This is a genomic window from Mesorhizobium sp. WSM1497 (assembly GCF_001672455.2).
GTDB classification, from domain to species: domain Bacteria; phylum Pseudomonadota; class Alphaproteobacteria; order Rhizobiales; family Rhizobiaceae; genus Mesorhizobium; species Mesorhizobium ciceri.
This window is the reverse complement of the sequence record NZ_CP021070.1, coordinates 5,958,626-5,976,175: the sequence shown is the minus strand read 5'-3', so window position 1 is coordinate 5,976,175 and position 17,550 is coordinate 5,958,626. Positions and strand designations below refer to the sequence as shown.

Annotated in this window: 12 protein-coding genes; 2 read left to right on the top strand and 10 right to left on the bottom strand. The window is 58.1% G+C overall.

What is annotated here, in order from left to right:
* Positions 1 to 23: 23 nt before the first annotated feature.
* The gene (locus A9K65_RS29305; protein WP_013533115.1) at positions 24 to 746 is read right to left on the bottom strand and encodes a sugar phosphate nucleotidyltransferase; all 723 of its coding nucleotides are present in this window, start codon (positions 744 to 746) and stop codon (positions 24 to 26) included.
* Positions 747 to 1,226: 480 nt separating this feature from the next.
* On the opposite strand from A9K65_RS29305, the gene A9K65_RS29300 reads away from it, so the two are divergent.
* Entirely contained in the window at positions 1,227 to 1,901 is a 675-nt protein-coding gene (locus A9K65_RS29300) for a response regulator transcription factor (protein WP_063170174.1), read from the top strand.
* On the opposite strand, the gene A9K65_RS29295 is transcribed toward A9K65_RS29300, so the two are convergent.
* Complete coding sequence (locus A9K65_RS29295) at positions 1,894 to 3,636, bottom strand: PAS domain-containing protein (protein ID WP_063167491.1); 1,743 nt, start codon at positions 3,634 to 3,636, stop codon at positions 1,894 to 1,896. The genes A9K65_RS29300 and A9K65_RS29295 overlap by 8 nt on opposite strands.
* Before the next feature lie 213 nt (positions 3,637 to 3,849).
* Here A9K65_RS29295 and A9K65_RS29290 point away from each other — a divergent pair, with 213 nt between their 5' ends.
* Positions 3,850 to 4,557, top strand: a complete 708-nt coding sequence (locus A9K65_RS29290; RefSeq protein WP_064995000.1) for a helix-turn-helix transcriptional regulator — start codon at positions 3,850 to 3,852, stop codon at positions 4,555 to 4,557.
* An 81-nt stretch (positions 4,558 to 4,638) separates the two neighbouring features.
* On the opposite strand, the gene A9K65_RS29285 is transcribed toward A9K65_RS29290, so the two are convergent.
* The 8 genes from A9K65_RS29285 to A9K65_RS29250 form a co-directional block, all read right to left on the bottom strand.
* Positions 4,639 to 5,679 carry a glycosyltransferase family 2 protein gene (locus tag A9K65_RS29285; protein ID WP_063167492.1) on the bottom strand — a complete coding sequence of 347 codons (1,041 nt, stop codon included), beginning with the start codon at positions 5,677 to 5,679 and terminating at the stop codon, positions 4,639 to 4,641.
* Positions 5,676 to 7,043: a lipopolysaccharide biosynthesis protein gene (locus tag A9K65_RS29280; protein ID WP_013533110.1), complete on the bottom strand. Its 1,368-nt coding sequence runs from the start codon at positions 7,041 to 7,043 to the stop codon at positions 5,676 to 5,678. The genes A9K65_RS29285 and A9K65_RS29280 overlap by 4 nt, the downstream gene beginning before the upstream one ends.
* A gap of 184 nt (positions 7,044 to 7,227) precedes the next feature.
* Complete coding sequence (locus A9K65_RS29275; protein WP_063170175.1) at positions 7,228 to 9,459, bottom strand: exopolysaccharide transport family protein; 2,232 nt, start codon at positions 9,457 to 9,459, stop codon at positions 7,228 to 7,230.
* Position 9,460: 1 nt separating this feature from the next.
* Positions 9,461 to 11,458 (bottom strand): asparagine synthase (glutamine-hydrolyzing), encoded by a 1,998-nt coding sequence (asnB, locus tag A9K65_RS29270; RefSeq protein WP_064995001.1) that lies wholly within the window; start codon positions 11,456 to 11,458, stop codon positions 9,461 to 9,463.
* Complete coding sequence (locus A9K65_RS29265) at positions 11,459 to 12,718, bottom strand: O-antigen ligase family protein (protein WP_013533107.1); 1,260 nt, start codon at positions 12,716 to 12,718, stop codon at positions 11,459 to 11,461.
* On the bottom strand, positions 12,715 to 13,923 hold the full coding sequence (locus A9K65_RS29260; protein ID WP_063167495.1) for a glycosyltransferase family 4 protein: 1,209 nt from the start codon (positions 13,921 to 13,923) through the stop codon (positions 12,715 to 12,717). The genes A9K65_RS29265 and A9K65_RS29260 overlap by 4 nt, the downstream gene beginning before the upstream one ends.
* 416 nt (positions 13,924 to 14,339) lie before the next feature.
* Positions 14,340 to 16,109, bottom strand: coding sequence for a calcium-binding protein (locus A9K65_RS29255; RefSeq protein WP_064995002.1), 1,770 nt, complete (start codon positions 16,107 to 16,109; stop codon positions 14,340 to 14,342).
* Positions 16,110 to 16,436: 327 nt separating this feature from the next.
* Entirely contained in the window at positions 16,437 to 17,420 is a 984-nt protein-coding gene (locus A9K65_RS29250; RefSeq protein ID WP_164745800.1) for an ATP-grasp fold amidoligase family protein, read from the bottom strand.
* Positions 17,421 to 17,550 lie beyond the last annotated feature (130 nt).

Genomic DNA, 17,550 nt, shown 5'->3' with positions numbered 1-17,550 from the left:
TGGCGTGGTCGAGCGTTCAGCCCTCAAGCGGCCGCTGCCGAGACCTCGATCGATGCGGACTGCTCTTCCCAGGCAATGGTTTGTGCGTTTTGAAAATCTTCAACGCGTCCGATATCCAGCCAAAGCCCGTCATGTTTGTAGACGTGCACATTCGTGCCGTTTTGCATCATCTGCAGCATGAGATCGTCGAATCCGAAGGCGATGCCGTCAGGTATAAAACGAAAAACGTCTGGATTCATGCAATATATTCCCATGCTTACCAGATGGGATAGCGTCGGTTTTTCACGAAATACTTGTACGGTATTGTCGACCTCGTCGATGACGCCGAAGTCCATCTTGATGACGCGGGATGCGGTGGCTATGGTGACTGGATCCGTGTGTGTGCGGTGTGATGCCACAAACCGGCTGAGACTGAGATCGGTAAGTACGTCCCCATTGAGAACAATGAACGGCTCGTCCAGTTCCTCCCTGATCAGGGAGAGCGGGCCAATGGTGCCGAGAGGTTCCAGTTCCTGGGTGTAGCGTATCCTTAGATTCCACTGGGATCCGTCCCCGCATACGGTGCGGATCAAGTGCCCCAGATAGCCGGTCGTGACGTAGACTTCCTGAATGCCGTTCCGCCGCAGCCACTTCAAAAGCAATTCAAGAACCGGTCGAGCACCGATCGGCATGAGAGGCTTGGGCAATATGGAAGTGAAAGGCCGAAGGCGTGTTCCCATTCCACCGCACTGAATGACCGCTTTCATCTCGTCCTCCTATTGATACGACTGTCGCGGTGTGATGGGTCCAACCCACCCGGCCGGAAGGTACGCCAGTGTTGGTTTTGCCTCTCCGGAGTGCAGCGATGGTAAGTGGCGCTTAAGAAGGCGTCGTCGTGCATTTGAATGGCACTTTCCCGGCCTTTTGATTCAATATTCCAGTTGGCAGGGCATGGGGGCGGCAGGGCGATCAGAGCTGGGAACTGTTCACATGTCCGGCGCCGGCAACGACCTGCTCGGAAGGGCATCGCTACCGTTCGTACGAAAAAAACACTTCAACATCTGGCCCTGAAATGTGTGCGATTGTAAGCTATATTAGAAGGTTGAAATGTGCCGATGGGCGGCGGCGAGCGTCGACATACGGGGGATCAGCGGGCGGCTGATCTGTGTTGGGTCACCGTACAGTCCATCCAAAGGGAGGTTTCGGCAGCTAGGGACACATGCGGGCTGCCAAAAGGTGGGTGGTTCATGTATCGTATTATCATCGCCGATGATCACGGCTTGTATCGTCGTGGGCTGCGACTGGCTTTGATGGCCGGCATTCCAGACTTGGAAATATTCGAAGCGGCGTGTTTTGATACCGTCATAAGCTTGCTTGAAGATCAGGCGCCTGTTGATCTCGCCATCATCGACCTGAACATGCCGGGACTGTCCGGTCAGGACGACCTTCGCGACGTCTTACCGGCTCATCCCGACACACGGTTTGCAATTGTCTCAGGGACCGATTCACGCGCCGAGATTCTAACTGCCCTCTCGATTGGACTTCATGGCTATATCGTAAAGTCCCAAACGGACGAGGAGGTGGTCCTGGCGGTGAACGAAATCCTGGCTGGCCGCATTTACGTTCCGGCACTTCTTTCACAAAGGTCCAAGGCGTCGGTGCGCCTTCCATCCGAGGCTCCCACGCAAATGCCCCACAGGACCATCAGCGTCAACAATCTGGGCAGGCTTACGTCCAGACAGAAGGAAGTCCTCAGGTTGATGGCTGAAGGTTACTCGAACAAAGAGATTGCCCGCTCTCTTGAAATTGCAGAAGCGACGACGAAGATTCATGCGGCTGCCGTCCTGCGCGAACTTGGGGCACGAAATCGAACGGAAGCCGCGGTTTTGCTGAAGACATGGGCCGCCAGGGACATCAACTAGCGCCGATTGCTTTTGGCGGCAGCCGGACCGAATATTTCAGTCCGTGATCCAGCATCTCAAGCTTGGAAGAGTGGCCCACGATAGGCTCACCGCCGGCTCCGATAATCAACGACCCAAAACCACGCCGAGCCGAGGTGGAGACCCGGCGCTCTCCCGATTCCGACCATTCAAACACTATGTCGGCGCCGGGCTCCTGGGCCACGAATTGCCACACGACCTCGATCCGTCCTGCCGGAGTGCCGAGAGCCCCATGCTTCACGGAATTGGTCGTAAGCTCGTGAACGATCATTGCGAAGCTCTCAGCCGAACCCTCAGCCATTTTTATTTCGGGTCCACTGATCGAAATGTCATGCGTCCCCATATAGGGCTGCAATTCCTGAACGATGAGGTCACGCAGGGAAGCCGACAGGCTGCCATCGCGTGAAAGAAGCAGATGCGTCGCCTGGAGTGCGCCGATCTTTTCGATCAGTGTCTGCTTATAGCTGGCGATATCATTGTCGGGGGCACCAACCATATTCACAAGCGCCGTGATCACCGGAAACAGATTGTTGAGCCTATGGCGCTGTTCAAGCATAGCCCGCTCTCGCTTCTTCGCCGCAGCCCGCAGCAGAATGGTTATGCGCCGATCGGTGAGATCCGCGGCGACTCCTATTCGCTGTGCACGACCGTCGCGCAATTCGTCCCGTCCCCGAAGAGCAATCCAGCGGATATGTCCGCCAGTTCGCCTGATGCGGATCTCAGCGTCATAGTCGGCGCCTGATGCAAGCTCTCCCGGGGCCATCAGATTAGGCAAGTCGGCCGGGTGAACGACCGCAGTCAATTCCTGCAATGGACGGCTCGGCGCGGGTGCCAGCCCCATCATTTCCCAGAACGCGGCTGAGCCCTTCACGGACCCGCTCTCGAAATCTATGCGCCATGTTCCCAACCGGCTTGACGATAGCGCCAGGTCCAACCATTCCTTCTGAGCCCGGAGTGCCTCGCGGGCGGTTCGCTCTCCCGATATGTCGTCCACCACTACAAAAATGCTTTGAGGGAGAGCATCGGCTGGCACGGCCAAAGACAGGGCCAATCTTGTCCACAAAATCGTGCCGTCTCTTCTCAGGAGACGGATCTCCGAGCCAAACGAAGTCGTGTCTTTCAGGCGAGTCAACGCTTCCGCCAAGGTGTGGTTGTCGTCGGGGTGGACGAGTGCGCTGAGCGGCAGACTTGAAAGCTCCTCCTCGACATACCCTGTCATCTCACCAAGACGCTTGTTGGACCGTTGCAACTCTCCGTTCTCATTCATGTTGGCAAAGCCAATGGCGGCACGTTCGAATGCCCAGCGATACCTGTTTTCGGTTGCTTCCAAGGCCGCGAGTCTAGCCTCCGCAACCTGCAAAAGGGTGCGGTAGTCCTGCCTCTGCCGGTGGAAAGTCAGGGCGATCATCCCCCCTGCAACCAGCAGCAGAATGGCTTGAACCCAAAGGCCGACATCGATTGGATGGTGCAGGACATCCCGCGTCAACAAGCCGACGGCAACCATCACAAATGTTGCCGCAAGAGCGATCATGCGATCTTCGAAATATGAGATGGCAATAATGGCGGGAACAAACTCAAAAAAGCCGATGTCGTATGCCACAGAGGTCGGCAGCGCTGTCTCGACTGCAAGTGTCGCTATCAGGAGCGACATCGAGGCAAGGCGGGTCAGCAACTTGCCTGAGCTGTTCGGATGCAAACTGAGCGAATGCAAACGCATGTGCCAGACTATAACCTTCTGACTAGTCCGTCGAGATTAGACCGAAAAGCGTACAGACTAGTCCGACCGCAGGATTGTTCCCCGGGATTGTAGCGCGCATTTTGTCCGATGTCGGGGGCGGATCGGACCGCTACTCTCCAAGGGACCTGACTGACATGTTTAAGGCACCTCCTTTTGACTGGGAGGCGTTGCCGTTTTGCGGGAGGTAAGAAAATGGCACTGGTTGGTAGGCAAGATGATGGAATTCTTGGTCGCCAATATGGAAGTTTCGGGGGAAAGCCTGTCTCCGCCTTGAGAACGCAAGGTGACCATGCTTACGCTTGGCATCAAGCACCACAACGGTTCGACAGCGTTGCTGTCGAGCCACGGCAGAGCAGCCTTGCATCTGTTGTGAGAATGCTTGATCGCATCGGTTGTGGCTACCTGATCCTGAACAGCGACAGGAAGGTCATGGAGTGGAATTCAGCCGCTCAAAACACCTTGGAGCGCGAAGGCGAGGCAGCCGATACGGCCAGCAAGGTATTTGCTGCGCTGAGACGGCTGATCGCAAACGTGCCGGGCAATTTTTCTCCTGGCACGCTTTCATGGGTGGTGATCCGAGGCATGGGCGACAGGCCCCTGATATTGAACGAGAAGGGCATAGCAACGCCTGACGCGACAAGCATCGTGGCGCTGCTGGATCGTGAAAACAGGTCCGGGCCAAATCCCCAGACGCTGCAAAGAATGTTTGGTCTGACGAGTGCCGAAACGCAGCTCGCACTGCGCTTGGCGCAGGGCGATGCCCCTTTGGAAATAGCCCGCAAGCGGCGCTTGAGCCGGACCACGATAAGGTCGCAGCTGGCGTCGCTGTTCGCCAAGACCGAAACACGGCGACAGGCGGAACTGGTAGCTCTTCTTGGGCGCATATGCGTTTTGCCGTGAGGCAAACGCCTTTACCATGCGCGCGCACAACAGGCTTGTGCGCGCAATCTGTCGCTGATGTGCTTGTCGGCCAGCCTCACCTTACCGCCGTCGCGTGCGCACCCGGCCCAATCTTGGGCGGATTGCAAACACGTGATTAAGCACGTGCCAGCCCGCCACCTTCATGACCGAAGGCCGGAAGATCTGTATCCCATCCAGGAATGTGGTCAGCCAGGACTGCTGGTGGAACCGCATGGGAATACGAGCAACCCGCAGCGCCCGCAGCAATGTCTCGGGAGGCGGGAGATGGTTGCGGTCTTTGATGAGATTCCAGTTAAGCTGCTTGACGGCGAGGGTCACTTCGTCGACCTCGCGGAAACTCTTTGACGTGGTAATGCTTGGATGGCTCGTTGCATCATAAAAGGTAAGCGGATCGCTTATCGCTACCATGTCCCCATGGCTGGCTAGATCGACGAAGAACAGTTGATCCACTCCGGCCGGAATCTCTTTGTGCGTGCGCATCAAGCAGCCGGCACGAATGACGTCGCTGTTGATCAACAATGTGGATGGAATGATCCCCAGGCAGCGTGTCGCGCGCACCAGATAGAGGTCCATCAGGCACTGCTGGCTGGAATAAAGGGAGATCGCTTCCTGCTCCTTGGGGACTTGGCGAAATCTCACTCGCTTGTCCTCGATTATGTTTGCGGCTGACGTCATGAAGGCAACCGACGGGTGCTGTTTGGCAACTTCGGCGAATGTCCTGAGTGCACCTGGCGCAAGCCAGTCATCGTCGTGCAGCAACTTGATCCACCGTCCAGCGCAAGCCAGCATAGCGTTGTTGGTGTTCTCCACCTGACCGCGACCTCGGCTGTTCTCGATGATGCGGATGCGAGGTTCGCTTCGTGCATAGTCGGTCACGATAGCCCAGGTCTCGCCCTCCGGTCCCTCGTCGTCGCTCACGACCAACTCCCAATCGGAGTAATCCTGACCCAGGACGCTGTCGATCGCCCTGCGGATCGTATCGGGCCGGCGAAAGGTTGGTATCCCGACAGAGATAAAAGGGCGTGACCATGAGACATCGGCACGGTCATGCTGGGTGACCGCAACTGCCGCTTGAAGATTGTCAACCGACGACGAATTCATGGTGTTTTTTCCTCGAGACATTCATGTTGGATGCACGTTGCAGCGCCTGCTGGTTGGGGGTCGTGGGTCAACAAATACAGCGATGCTGCCATTTTCAGAGCGAAACCCGACGCGCCGCCGGCGGCCATGAAATAGATGACGGTGACTGGCTGCCAGCCCGCCTGGGCGCCGGCGAGCAGCGGGCCAAACACGAGAACCGCTCGTGCGAGGTCGATGACCAGTCTTGTTCCTTGCCGACGTAGCAGAGCGGGAACGTCGCTAAGCGGAGTAGACAACGCTTGTGCCGCGCCCATCAGCGCCAGTGCGGTCATGATTTCCGCGGTGGGCATCCAAGGCTCGCCCAGGAGCGGAACGACCACATAGGGCGCGGCGAGTCCAAGCAGCAATATCGGCACCGCGGTAAAGCCGGCGGCCAGCAGGAGAAGCCCGCGTGCCACGCCAAGCAGGTGTCCACGATTGTTGTTCTGGTTTGCTTCGGCGACAAAAACATTGCTGAGCGGTGAAGCGATCAGCGTCACTGGACCGGTAACCAGGCGCGTTGCCACGCCCAAATATCCGGCAAATGCGGTGCCGAACAGCCCACCGACAAGAACTGCCGGAAGATTGTTGATCGCTATGCTCGCGAGTGTTGCGGGGATATCGAACAGAGGAAATTTGTATTCCCGCCGGGCCTTTTCGAACACCGCACGCCAAGGTGCCCGGGCGATGCCGCGCAAATCCTCCCAGCTCGTCACTCGATAACCGATATACCCGATAAAGACGAACTGGCTCAAAATATGGGCATGGATCATCGCTTCGCCGCCAAGGTTGGCAATGCCGAAAACCAATTGCAGTGCAGCCATGCTCGCCGGCAGGATCAGCCGCCCAAGGGCAAAGTCGCGCAAAAGCCCGGCACGCAGGCTCCAGCAGTTCATGGCTTCGACCAGACCTGCGCCTCCCATTCCGATCGGAATGAGCCAGGCAAGCGAGCCGAGGCGGTTGGGAGCAAGGTTCGACAGCATCTGTCCGGCCGAAAAGGCCAGGACGGTGGTCACGAACACAGCCAAAAGGATAAGCTTGACCGTCACATAGGCCTGGGCGCTCCCCTTAACCCCATAGAGTGACGCCTCGAAGCGCAATGCTGCGACCCCGGCGAGTATGTTCACAATCGACAGATAAATCGTAAAGATGCCGAAATCCGCAGGCGAATAGAGCCGCGCCAAGACCGGAATCGCAGCAAGAAGGGTGAGTTGGCCGACAATTGCCATCGCCGACACCTCACCAGCTGCACGAATGATCGAACCGATCGTGCTCGGCCGAACAGCGATGATGGCTGTGTCGGCCGCGGGAACCATCTTGGGTCTCAGAAGGTCGCTCAGTGCCATCGGTTCGCGCTTCCGAGGGAGGCAAATATCGGGGATTGCCGCAGCCTACGATGCACACCGAACGTTGCCATCATTCACCTGAATGACGCGCTCTGCGGACAGGCTGCACCCTGAATCGTCCGGGCCGCTCCCTGGATGAACCGCCCCCGGATCGTCCGCGGCCCAAGGACGAGCCTATGCTTGGTCATGCTATCTGCTCGCGCAAGAGGTCGGCGCTATCCTCGAGCCGATATCCGGCATGTTTTTTCAAGTTCACTTGCGTGAGGACGCTGCCGACGGGTACCGCAAGAGAACCGTTGCCCTGAAGGAGTTCCAGCACCCCGCGAGCGAGGGTACGTGGCGTTTTCCTCCATCGGACGGCAAAAAGCACCGCATCAGCCCATCCAGCCAGAAATTTGGCTTCCGGCCGCCCGAGCGCCGACGGCAGGTTTATGATGACGATGCGATAGGTCAAGTGCAGATCCGCCATCACTTTGCCCCCATCCTCGCAGGACAACACCGCCAGCAGATCGTCCGACGGAGCAGCGGTCATCACGTCGATGCCGATTTCATGCAGACTGGCCACGGCGTTTTCCAGGTTGCTGCGATTGCAGACATAATCAGCGAAGGAATGGCGGCTCTTGCGCTCGCTGAACTGATGCAGGAACTCGAGCGTGAGTTGAACGCCCTTGCGTTCAAGATCGATCAAGAGAACACGACCGCCCATCCGCGTGCCGGCCAGCGCCAGACTCCATGCGAGCTCGGTCCCCCCATCCTCCGGGACGCTGGAGGTGACAAGCGCCGTGTACGACGAACGAGCCCTCAGCGCATTGGGCGCCGCAGCAATCAGCAACGACGTCACGGCGCGGCTATAGGCGGAGCTGCGCTCGCCCAGGACAAGGGTTCGCAGTCGTTTGGCATGCACCCTGCCTGCTTCGGGAATCTGCCCCATACATGGAACCTTGAGCACCGCTTCCGCCTCGGTCTCACCGCGGAAAGTCCGATCGAAGTGATTGCGCATCGTGACGAAAATCGCGCCCAGTATAGCGAACACAATCATCCCGGGCGGAACAAGGAAGATGGCGGGCAAGGTCTGCGGGATGGTCGGCGGCCATGCCGCCGATAGGATGGAAATTCCAGCCGAGGGAACTCCGATACGCCGCGTCAAATCCTGTTGCCGGCCAAGAAGTTCGTTGTATCGCTGGGTCAGCAAACTGACCTGCGGCTCGAGAACCCGCAACCCGGAAAGCCGGCTGGCGGTGTCGGCCATGACCGCATCCAAAATGGCCTTCCGGCTCTCAAGAGTGGCGATCTGGGCACGGAAAATGTTTGCGTCCGCAGCAATCTTGTCGATGCCTTGTTCGACCTTGCTTTCGGTCAGGTTTCTGAGTTCTTGGTCCGCAGGCGCGCGAGCCTGTCGAGCCGCAAGATCGGCAAGTTCAGGCCCGCCAATGGCTTCGGCCACGGAGACGAAAGAAGCCCCCTGCGCTCGAAGCTCCTGAACATGTCGCAGCCGAGTTTCCACAGCGGCGAGATCTGCGTTTGACATCGACAATTGCTGGCTGAGGTCGGCCCGTTCCCTGGCTGCATTGTCCGCCGAGCCTTGGTCGATGGCTCCGTGGCTCAACCGATATTTCTCAAGGCGGTCGGCCGCTGCCTGCAGATCGTTTTGCAGCCTGGGCAGGCTGGTGGTGATCGCATCGAGTTCTTGCTGGTCGGATGCCTGCCTTCTCCTTATCAGATTGTCGACATAGACCTGAGCGAATGTGTTGGCCACGAGCGCCGCCCGCGCGGGACTGTCATCGGCGAAAGCGACGGAGACTACTCTCGATCGCAGCTCCTGCCCGACCCGCATTCCTTGCCGCAAGGCTCTCAATTCGGAGGCATCCTCGGCCTGTGAATCGCTGATTGTTTTGTCCGCTCCTGGCCACAGTCGGTCCAGTAGACCACCGGCAAGCGAGCGTGTCCTCGGGGGAGGGATGGCAGACGGCTCAAGCCGGGAATTCCCGCTAGCGGAATTGTCCTGTCCGGTTTCAGCCGCACCTGTCTTGCGCAGTGCCGCCATGACGCGGCGCAGATGGTCTTGCGACGATAGCATCGTGATGTGGTCATCTATGCTTGAATCGACGAGGTCCTGCGAAGACGGGGCGCCGACGGGCAGTGAACCGCGCGATGGGGCGTCGATGATAAGCTGAGTAGTTGCTTCGTAGAGAACCGGGCGAAGACTTCCCAGCAACCCCGCCAGCAGCCCGCCCAACACAGCGAAGGCAACAATAGACCATTTTCGCCTTGCCAGAATCACGAAGAGTTGGTGCGACGCGGTGGCCGGCTCGACATATTCGCGCAATGACCGCACGTGCACTCTGCCTTCGAGAACCGGTGCTGGTGGTTGATTGATCCGTGGCAGCTGGATCGGGCTGATTGCGGAACCTACCATTTTATACTCCTGCCAGATCGGGTTCATGAATTGGGCCGGTTTGCTGTGCTTGCCGGTTGGCTCGGCTCCGCCAGGCCTGGAACATCAATGCGGACCACAATTCGCGCGAGCGGTTCTGGCCATCAATGTGATCGCGCCAGCAGGCGTCGATCTTCGCAGCGTCCAATACGTCACTGCTTTCTGCTCGCATGTCGGCGAGAAGATCGCTGGCCCAGTTGCGCAGCGGACCCCGCAGCCATGCTGCGATAGGGACATCGAAGCCCTGTTTCGGACGCTCGATCAGGTGCTGCGGGAGATAGCGGCGTAGCAATTGACGAAGAATCCATTTGCCGGCGCCATCACGAACTTTCATGTTGGATGGCAGCCGCCAGGAGAATTCGACAACGCGGTGGTCAAGCAGAGGACACCGGCCCTCAAGGCTGTTGGCCATAGTGGCACGGTCCAGCTTCACCAAGATATCGCCAGGCAAGTACCCCGCCATGTCATCGCACAGAAGACGGGAGAGCAGGTCGTCAAGCGGCGGACCGCCGTGGCCGTAGATTGGTTCGGTGGGCCGCTGACGTCCCAGGTTTTCAGCCTGTGGCCGCGCCAGCCGCTGAAACAATTCGTCTTCATTCGATGCCGTGAGCAGCCGGGCGAGACGTTCCATCCGGTCGCTCCGGATAAAATGCCTCGCGCTCGCAGAGAGTGGCAGTTTGCCGATGACATCGTCGCGTCCTGCGCGTGCGAAAAAGCCTGCCCCTGCCGCCAAGGTTCGGCGCAGTTGTCGGGGCAGGCGCAGGTGTCGTTTCAACCGCTCCGCCATGAAGTGGCGGCCGTATCCTGCGAAGCATTCGTCACCGCCGTCGCCCGACAGCGCTACGGTGACGTGCTGACGGGCGAGCCTGGCAACGAGCAAGGTCGGTATCTGCGATTCATCGGCGAAGGGTTCATCCCAGACCTGCGGCAACTCGGGAATGACGTCACGTGCGGCGCTGGGCGAGAGGTGAAGTTCGGAGTGGTCGGTGCCCAGATGACGGGCAACGGCCGCTGCGTATGGAGCTTCATCAAAGCCGCCCTCTGCGAACGAGATCGTGAAACTGCGAACCGGCTTGCAGGATTGAGCCTGCATCAGGGCGATCACGGCTGAGCTGTCGATCCCGCCCGACAGGAAGCCACCCAGAGGGACGTCGGCCATCATGCGTTCCCGCACGGCCAGCCGAAGCCGGTTGTCCAGTTCGTCAACCAGATCTTCGTCGGTGCCGGTAGCGGGGTTCCGTCGCCCATCGGCTGCAACGTCAGCCAGTGACCACCAGCGGTGAACGCGTTGCGAAAGACGGTCCGCGCTGCGGTCTTCGGCACAATTCGCCGCGGTGACGGAAAGGACGGAACCAGGCGGCAGTTTGAACACGCCTCGCCAGATACAGAGATGGTCCGGCACCCATCCCGTTGAAAGCATTGCCGCCGCGGCATCAAGATCAAGGTCGGGAGAGAAGCCCGGAAAGGTGTTGATCGCCTTCAGCTCAGAGGCGAAGACCAATGCGTCTCGGGTCGAAGCAACATAGAGGGGCTTTTTGCCCATCCTGTCACGGGCCAGATAAAGGCTTCTTGTCTTCAGATCCCACAATGCGAACACGAACATTCCGGCAAAGCGTTTGAGGGCGGTTTCAAGCCCCCAATGCTCGATTGCGCTGAGCATCACTTCGGTGTCGCTGGCGCCTTGAAAGGTTTGGCCCGCACCCTCAAGTTCGCGACGTAAATCGCGAAAATTGTATATCTCACCGTTGAAGGTGATCACGTATCGGCCGCTGGCAGAATGCATCGGCTGGTGCCCGGCGGCTGACAGGTCGACAATTGCCAATCGCCTGTGGCCCAATGCGATTCCAGCCTCGCGATCGGCCCAGAGCCCTTCGCCATCCGGGCCCCGGTGACGCAGCGATGCGGTCATCCGCCCGATCGCTTGGAGCGGCTTTATGTCTGTGGCATCGGAAGCCAATAGAATTCCGGCGATCCCACACATTTAGGGCACCCTGGGCTCGGCAAGTTGCCGCCGAAGTGCGGTCGGATTTCCGGCAACGAGGCAGAAAGCCAGCGAAAACCACACGATCGGATGGCGGATGATCAGGTGAGGCATGCTGAAGATTATCGTCGACGCACCGAGCACCAGCAGCGCGTCGAATCCCGCTCGCCAGGCAAGCGACATTGCGGCTCCCACGATCCAGACCAATGCCATCACCGCAAGCAATCCGCCCTGCAGGTAAAGGTCAAGAACGGTATTATGGGCCTCGAAAGGTCGCTGCAGAAATTGACGGTCGGCGACGGGCGGGCGCTCGAGGTGAGGCCCAGGGCCCAATCCCAGCGACCCGGATTTCAACCCCGTTTCCACCGCGTCCTGCCACAGATAGAGCCGGAGTTCGAACGTTTCGAGTGTCGCTTCCCCACCCTGGTCCTTGGTAAGGCTCTTGGCAAAATGGGCGACGCTGGCCTCTTCGGTGAGCGCGTAGGGCGTCATCGCCAGCGCTAAAGGCAAGGAACCCGCCAACAGCACAATTGCTGACAAGCGGGGCAGGCTGGCGCGACCGCTTGTTGCGATCCATGCACGAAGCCGCAATCCGAGAAAGACGAGGCAGCTCAGGATACTGGTGTAGAGATAGGTGTCGCTCTTCGTCAGCCGGCCGACATAAAAGGTCAGGATCAGGCTGGAGAATGCGAGCAAACGGCGCCATGGGTTACGGGTGGTCGTGGCAAGGTGCAAAGCCAGGGGGCCAAAAAGCGCGCAATAGAGCGCAAGTTGGTTCGGGTTCTCGGACCAGCCACGGAATCTGTCCCAGAACCAGGGGTCGACGCCGGGCTGGTGGGCTACCCCAAATGCCAATCCCAGCTGAATTACGAAGCTTCCATTGGCGATGGCGATCACCCACCAGGCACTGCGGCGAAGGTGACGATCGGCGTCGGGCTCCGCGGCCGCCAGGCATGTGAAGCCGGCCAGCAGCATGTAGGCCATCAGGTCATGTACCAGCCCGGTCAAGTAAAGGACGGTGGTCAGGTAGCCGACGATCGTGCCGATTCCCAAAGCCAGCGACAAGATCAGCCAGAAGCTCGCCAGTTGGACAAAAGCGGGTGTGACCTGGAGACGACCCCCGGCGAATATTCGTCCAATCGCCAGAACGATCCAGATCGCGATGAACAATTCGCCATAGCCGAGCGGCAATCCCGGAACGGCCAGTTGCGTCGCGTAGGACATCGCAACTCCCAGGGCGAGCAAGGCGTCCCGGATCATTGACGTGCTCCGCCCCGGTGATCTGCGAGGCTGCCCTCAAGTGCGACAGCAGGGAGCGGTCGCGGAAGCCCCGCGCGGAGGGTGTTTTCGTACAGGTCGCAGTACTGATCGACCACCAACGGCAGGGCAAATCGCTCCCGCACAAGTTCAGCGGAACGGACGCCCATTGCCTTTGCCCCAGCGCGGTCGGACAGCAAGTCTATTGTTCGCGAGGCAAGGGCATCGGCGTCATGCGGTGCAACCAGGTAGCCATTCCACCCGTCTTCGACGACGTCTCTGCAGCCTGGCATCCTGGAAGCCACGATTGGCAGTCCCGAAAGCCCCGCTTCCAGCAACACACGCGGTACTCCTTCGCGATACTGGGTGGGAAAGGCGAATACATCGGCCATGCCGAGGAGATCAGCGACATCGCGTCGTGGACCCAAGGCCAGCACATGAGATGCGTGCCGGTCGATCTCGGACTTGTCGATTGCGAATGAGCCTTCGGATTCTCGCGGGCCGACAAGCACAAATCGTGCTGCTGGTCTTTCGGCCACGACGCGAGGAACCGCCTCGAGGAGGGTTCCCACACCCTTCTGACGGGTCAAGCGGCCGACAAAGATCACCACTTCGGCGGACTGGAGGCCGAGTTCCCTACGCATCTTCGTTGCCGAGGACCCGAGATGGCGCACCGTTGCGAACGCATCGACATCGATTCCGGAACTGCGTATCAGTCGCGAGCTTCCGCGACCGGTCAGCCGAAAGCGCTCGAAGAACAGTTGGTCATCACGATTTTGGAAAACGGTCGCCGCCGTCCACGAAGACGCGAGCCATTGCAGCGCGCAATAGACCGGACGCAGGGCCAAAGCGCGAGGCGCCAGAGATGAGAACGTCCAGCCCAGCCCGTTGATGGTGCGAATAACCGGAACTGTTCCCCGCATGGAAAGGGGCGTCAACAGATTTGGCTTGGTGTCGAAACTCTGGATGATGTCGGGCCGAAGCTCCCGCATCAATCGGCGCATCGTTCCGAGAGCACGCCATTCCCCGCCGCCAGATGCAAACCGGTCGAAGGAGAACCTGTGATGCGAAATGTCATGCCTTAAAAACGGTACGGGAGAACCGCTCGAGACCGCCGTAACGCGAAAGCCTTTCTCTCGCAGCGCGATGAGGAAGGGAACTCTCAAGGCGTGATCCTCGCCTCCCACGCAGACCAGATGTGGGTTCATCTGCCTCTCCCCAGCGCACACGGCGGGCAATCGAGTAACTGACGCTCTCGACGCTGCCACGGCCCGGTTTCATCACCTATGAGCGCATCCCGCCCGAGTGCACGCTATGGGGAGGCCGGGTTCCTGTCCTCGTCCGTTTGAATGACACCATGATGTTTGGAAAGGGGTAGGACCAGTGAGGCGAGATTCCCTCGCAGTGGGGAGCGCTAATGTCCCTCCTGCCTTGCCGATGCAGTCTCACCGGGACGCCCCCACGGCATTGCCTGAAGTGGGCACGATGAGTGGCTGGAGTAAGGCGTGGCGGACCTGAACTCCGCGGCTCGCTGATGGGCGCGAAGTTCGGACGCTCGGCCCAAACGACTGTCGGCGAGGCCCCAAGACCTCGCCGACCTTTTAAGGCATTCGTCGCTGGAGCGTCAGGTGACCAGGAAAGACGATGCGGTAATCGACAGATGCGGAGAGAGGCTCGCGAAATGGATCTGGTTTGCGCCTCCGAGGCCGTCGCTGTCGAAAGAAAGAGCTCCGGTCGAACTGTTGTAGATAATGTGATCGGAACTGTCATGCGCCGCTTTGCCGGCAAAGAAAGCGTCCGACGAGAGGCCCCCCTGATCGAGACCGGCAAAGATGGAATGGTCGAGGTGGATCTTGTCCTGGGCTTTGTTGAAATCAGTGATCGTGTCGACGTTTCCAGAACCAAGGGCGGTACTGAACACGAAGGCATCTCTGCCCCCGTGCCCGGTCAACGTATCGGCCCCGCCGCCACCGTCGATCTTGTTGTTACCGGCATTGCCGTGAATGGTCTGTCCGAATTCGTTGCCGGTCAGATTGATGGCGGCCTTGCCGGACGTCTTGGTGGTTGCGAGTTGCTCGATGTGCGAGCCAGCCGAAAGAGCGAAGCTCACCGAGGCAAGAACCTTGTCGAGGCCGCTTCCTCTCTGCTCCACCACCTTGTCGTGGGCATTGTCGACGTAATAGGTGTCATTGCCGCCATAGCCGGTCATCTTGTCGGCGCCACCACCGCCATTGATCTTGTTGGCACCGCCATTTCCATAGATGGCTTGACCGAATTCGTTGCCGGTCAGGTTGATGGACGCCCTGCCACCGGAATTGGCGGTGGAGAGCTGCTCGACATGTGATCCCGCCGTAAGAGCGTAACTCACCGAGGCCGCGACCTTGTCGAAGCCCCCGTTTGGCGCCTCCATGACCTTGTCATGAGCATTGTTGACGAGATATTTGTCATTGCCCCCGGTTGCGTGGAAAACGTCTGCGCCGCGCGTGCCATGGAAGACATGATCGCTGCCCGACGGGGCCGGCGCGGTGGGAGCAGGGGTGCCGACGTGAGTAGGAGGTGTGGTCGGTGTGCCGACCGGATCACTGACCGGGGGCGTGACAGGATCACTAACCGGGGGCGAGACCGGGGCATGGGTGCCCTCGAGATTGTGCTGGAGGAAAAAGGCTTTCAGTTCCGAGGCGCTTTCAAGCGCGGTGTCGCCATTCTGCGTTCCCCATTTATAGGTATAGTCAAAGGCCGGCGACGGAACCAGTGCGGCCCAACGATCAATCATGGCCTGCTCCTGGGCAGCGGTGGGCATGACAAACTTGCCGCCAGCGCTGGTTTCCCAGTTGCCACCACCGAACGCCTGGTAAAGCGGGACGATCTTGTCAATCGGGATGCCCGCTTCACCGGCAGCCGCAACCATCTTGTCGATATGGGTGTAGTCGGGAGCCGAAGTGTTGTTGATGGGGTAATAGCCGATACCGTAGAAATCGATGCCCGTATTCGCCGGATTGTAAGCGGCGTGGGCCGGGTCGTTCGGGTTCATGTAGCTCGGCGAGCCATCCGTGCCCAAGTTCATCATCGTGATGAAGGTCTTGGCGCCGGGAACATGAGAATGAATCCAGTCGGATTCCGCCTTTAGATTTGCAGCGGTTGCGTAGCTGCCCCACTTGCCTGTCGGATCAGGCTCGTCGCTAAGGTAAAACCCGAACACATTTGGATTACCTATGAAGGGAGTGACTTTATCAATGAAAGACGAAGTTACTCCGTCGTGCTCACCGAGATAAACCAAGCCTTTCATGCCATCCGGCAAGGCATTGACTTGCGAAACGTACTGAACATCAGCCAGATTGAATCCGGCGGTTGCGATCTCGGCGGCTGATCCACCGGACGCGTAGTGGAGTGTCATCCAAAAATCCTTTGGTTGATTCGGTTATGCCCCACGTCTGCTTAGTTGACGGCGCATATTAGGCCCAAATCAAATACGACACCCGCTGGATAGAATCTTTGATCGCCGACAGGATTGCTGCACAGCAGGAGATGTTCCGCTTCGGGTCAACCGAAATCTTTTAAAACAGTGCCGCAACAACAACATAAGCCCCTCTCATCCGGCTCATTGTTGAGCCGCGTGATTGGGAAATATCCGCCTTTCCCGACCGGGTTATCCCCAACTAGGGGAAAGCCAATTGGGGTGCCTCGGCACATGAACCGAGGCTTGCGCTGACGCGCTCGCGGCTCACCCGCCAACTTGACGGTCGAAAGATCGTGCCGCTTGCGGCGTGAAGCGGCCACCTATCGCTGCTTTAGGAGCACTTTCTGCTTTGATCCTATTTAAAAAATCGATGGCCCAACTCTCGTTTGAAATATGATCCGATCCAGCGCATGGAGAAAAAGTCATCTCTCCAAAATATATGTCACCATTAATGCTGTACAAATCGACCCTGACAAACTCAACATCCCTAGATATCGTTTCCGCGATCTCGATCATTTTTTCGAGATTTTCCGGCCTTTCTACGTTTTCTGGTAGGTCATAACCATACATGACATCAATCTGCTTAAAATCCGGAAGAGAAAAGACAGCCCTTTTATGATCAACAAATCTACCGACGTCGACCTGAAGATAAATTGCCTTGCCGCGAACGCAAAAGAATTTGTAGTCACTTAATTCGCCGCCAGTAGAAATGTTGTCTTCGACAATTAATTTCTTTTCCATTTTATAATATTGTGTCTCTCGTCCAATATTAAAGTACGACCTCTTAGAGAAATTTAAGAATTCCTCTAGAGTTTTCCTATTGAGCGGTTTGTCGAGGAATATAATTTTTCCAGAGGAATGGGTCGGCTTCATCACGAAATGACGTCCGAGGAAAGGCTGGATCCAAAGTAAAATGTCATCTGCCGTCGTATTTCTATCTATCTTGAATACAGAGATCGTCTTTGGGATTTTAAGGCCTGCGATTCCACTAGCTATGTATTTAGCATAATGCTTATCAACGCAAATCTTCTCCAGGTATCCCCATCTATTTCGTATCATTCTGTCAAATATAAAATCATTTATCGTAGCCGATTGACTGGAAACCCGTCTTGGGAACCTATTGTTCCCGTTAAAGAATCCCGCTGCTGCTATGGGGTAGTTCAGAACGTAGAAATTCGGGGTTATCAAGCTGACCCTATATATCGTTTCCCAGACAGCTCTTCTTAATTTCCGATACTTCTTTTCCACGCAACACCCCACTACGCGGATAACGCACCGGCTAACGCGGCGTCCGCTCTGATAACGACGATGGCGAAGGCGCGATCCGCCTCCTTGGGCAGGTTGGCAGCCGTCACAGATGGGGCGGGTCGAACCCGTC

Excerpts from the sequence above, each read along its gene's own strand:
- asnB (WP_064995001.1), bottom strand. The coding sequence starts at position 11,458 with ATGTGTGGGATCGCCGGAATTCTATTGGCTTCCGATGCCACAGACATA.
- A9K65_RS29295 (WP_063167491.1), bottom strand. The coding sequence starts at position 3,636 with ATGCGTTTGCATTCGCTCAGTTTGCATCCGAACAGCTCAGGCAAGTTG.
- A9K65_RS29300 (WP_063170174.1), top strand. The coding sequence starts at position 1,227 with ATGTATCGTATTATCATCGCCGATGATCACGGCTTGTATCGTCGTGGG.
- A9K65_RS29260 (WP_063167495.1), bottom strand. The coding sequence starts at position 13,923 with ATGAACCCACATCTGGTCTGCGTGGGAGGCGAGGATCACGCCTTGAGA.
- A9K65_RS29275 (WP_063170175.1), bottom strand. The coding sequence starts at position 9,459 with ATGGTAGGTTCCGCAATCAGCCCGATCCAGCTGCCACGGATCAATCAA.
- A9K65_RS29280 (WP_013533110.1), bottom strand. The coding sequence starts at position 7,043 with ATGGCACTGAGCGACCTTCTGAGACCCAAGATGGTTCCCGCGGCCGAC.
- A9K65_RS29285 (WP_063167492.1), bottom strand. The coding sequence starts at position 5,679 with ATGAATTCGTCGTCGGTTGACAATCTTCAAGCGGCAGTTGCGGTCACC.
- A9K65_RS29305 (WP_013533115.1), bottom strand. The coding sequence starts at position 746 with ATGAAAGCGGTCATTCAGTGCGGTGGAATGGGAACACGCCTTCGGCCT.
- A9K65_RS29255 (WP_064995002.1), bottom strand. The coding sequence starts at position 16,109 with ATGACACTCCACTACGCGTCCGGTGGATCAGCCGCCGAGATCGCAACC.
- A9K65_RS29290 (WP_064995000.1), top strand. The coding sequence starts at position 3,850 with ATGGCACTGGTTGGTAGGCAAGATGATGGAATTCTTGGTCGCCAATAT.
- A9K65_RS29265 (WP_013533107.1), bottom strand. The coding sequence starts at position 12,718 with ATGATCCGGGACGCCTTGCTCGCCCTGGGAGTTGCGATGTCCTACGCG.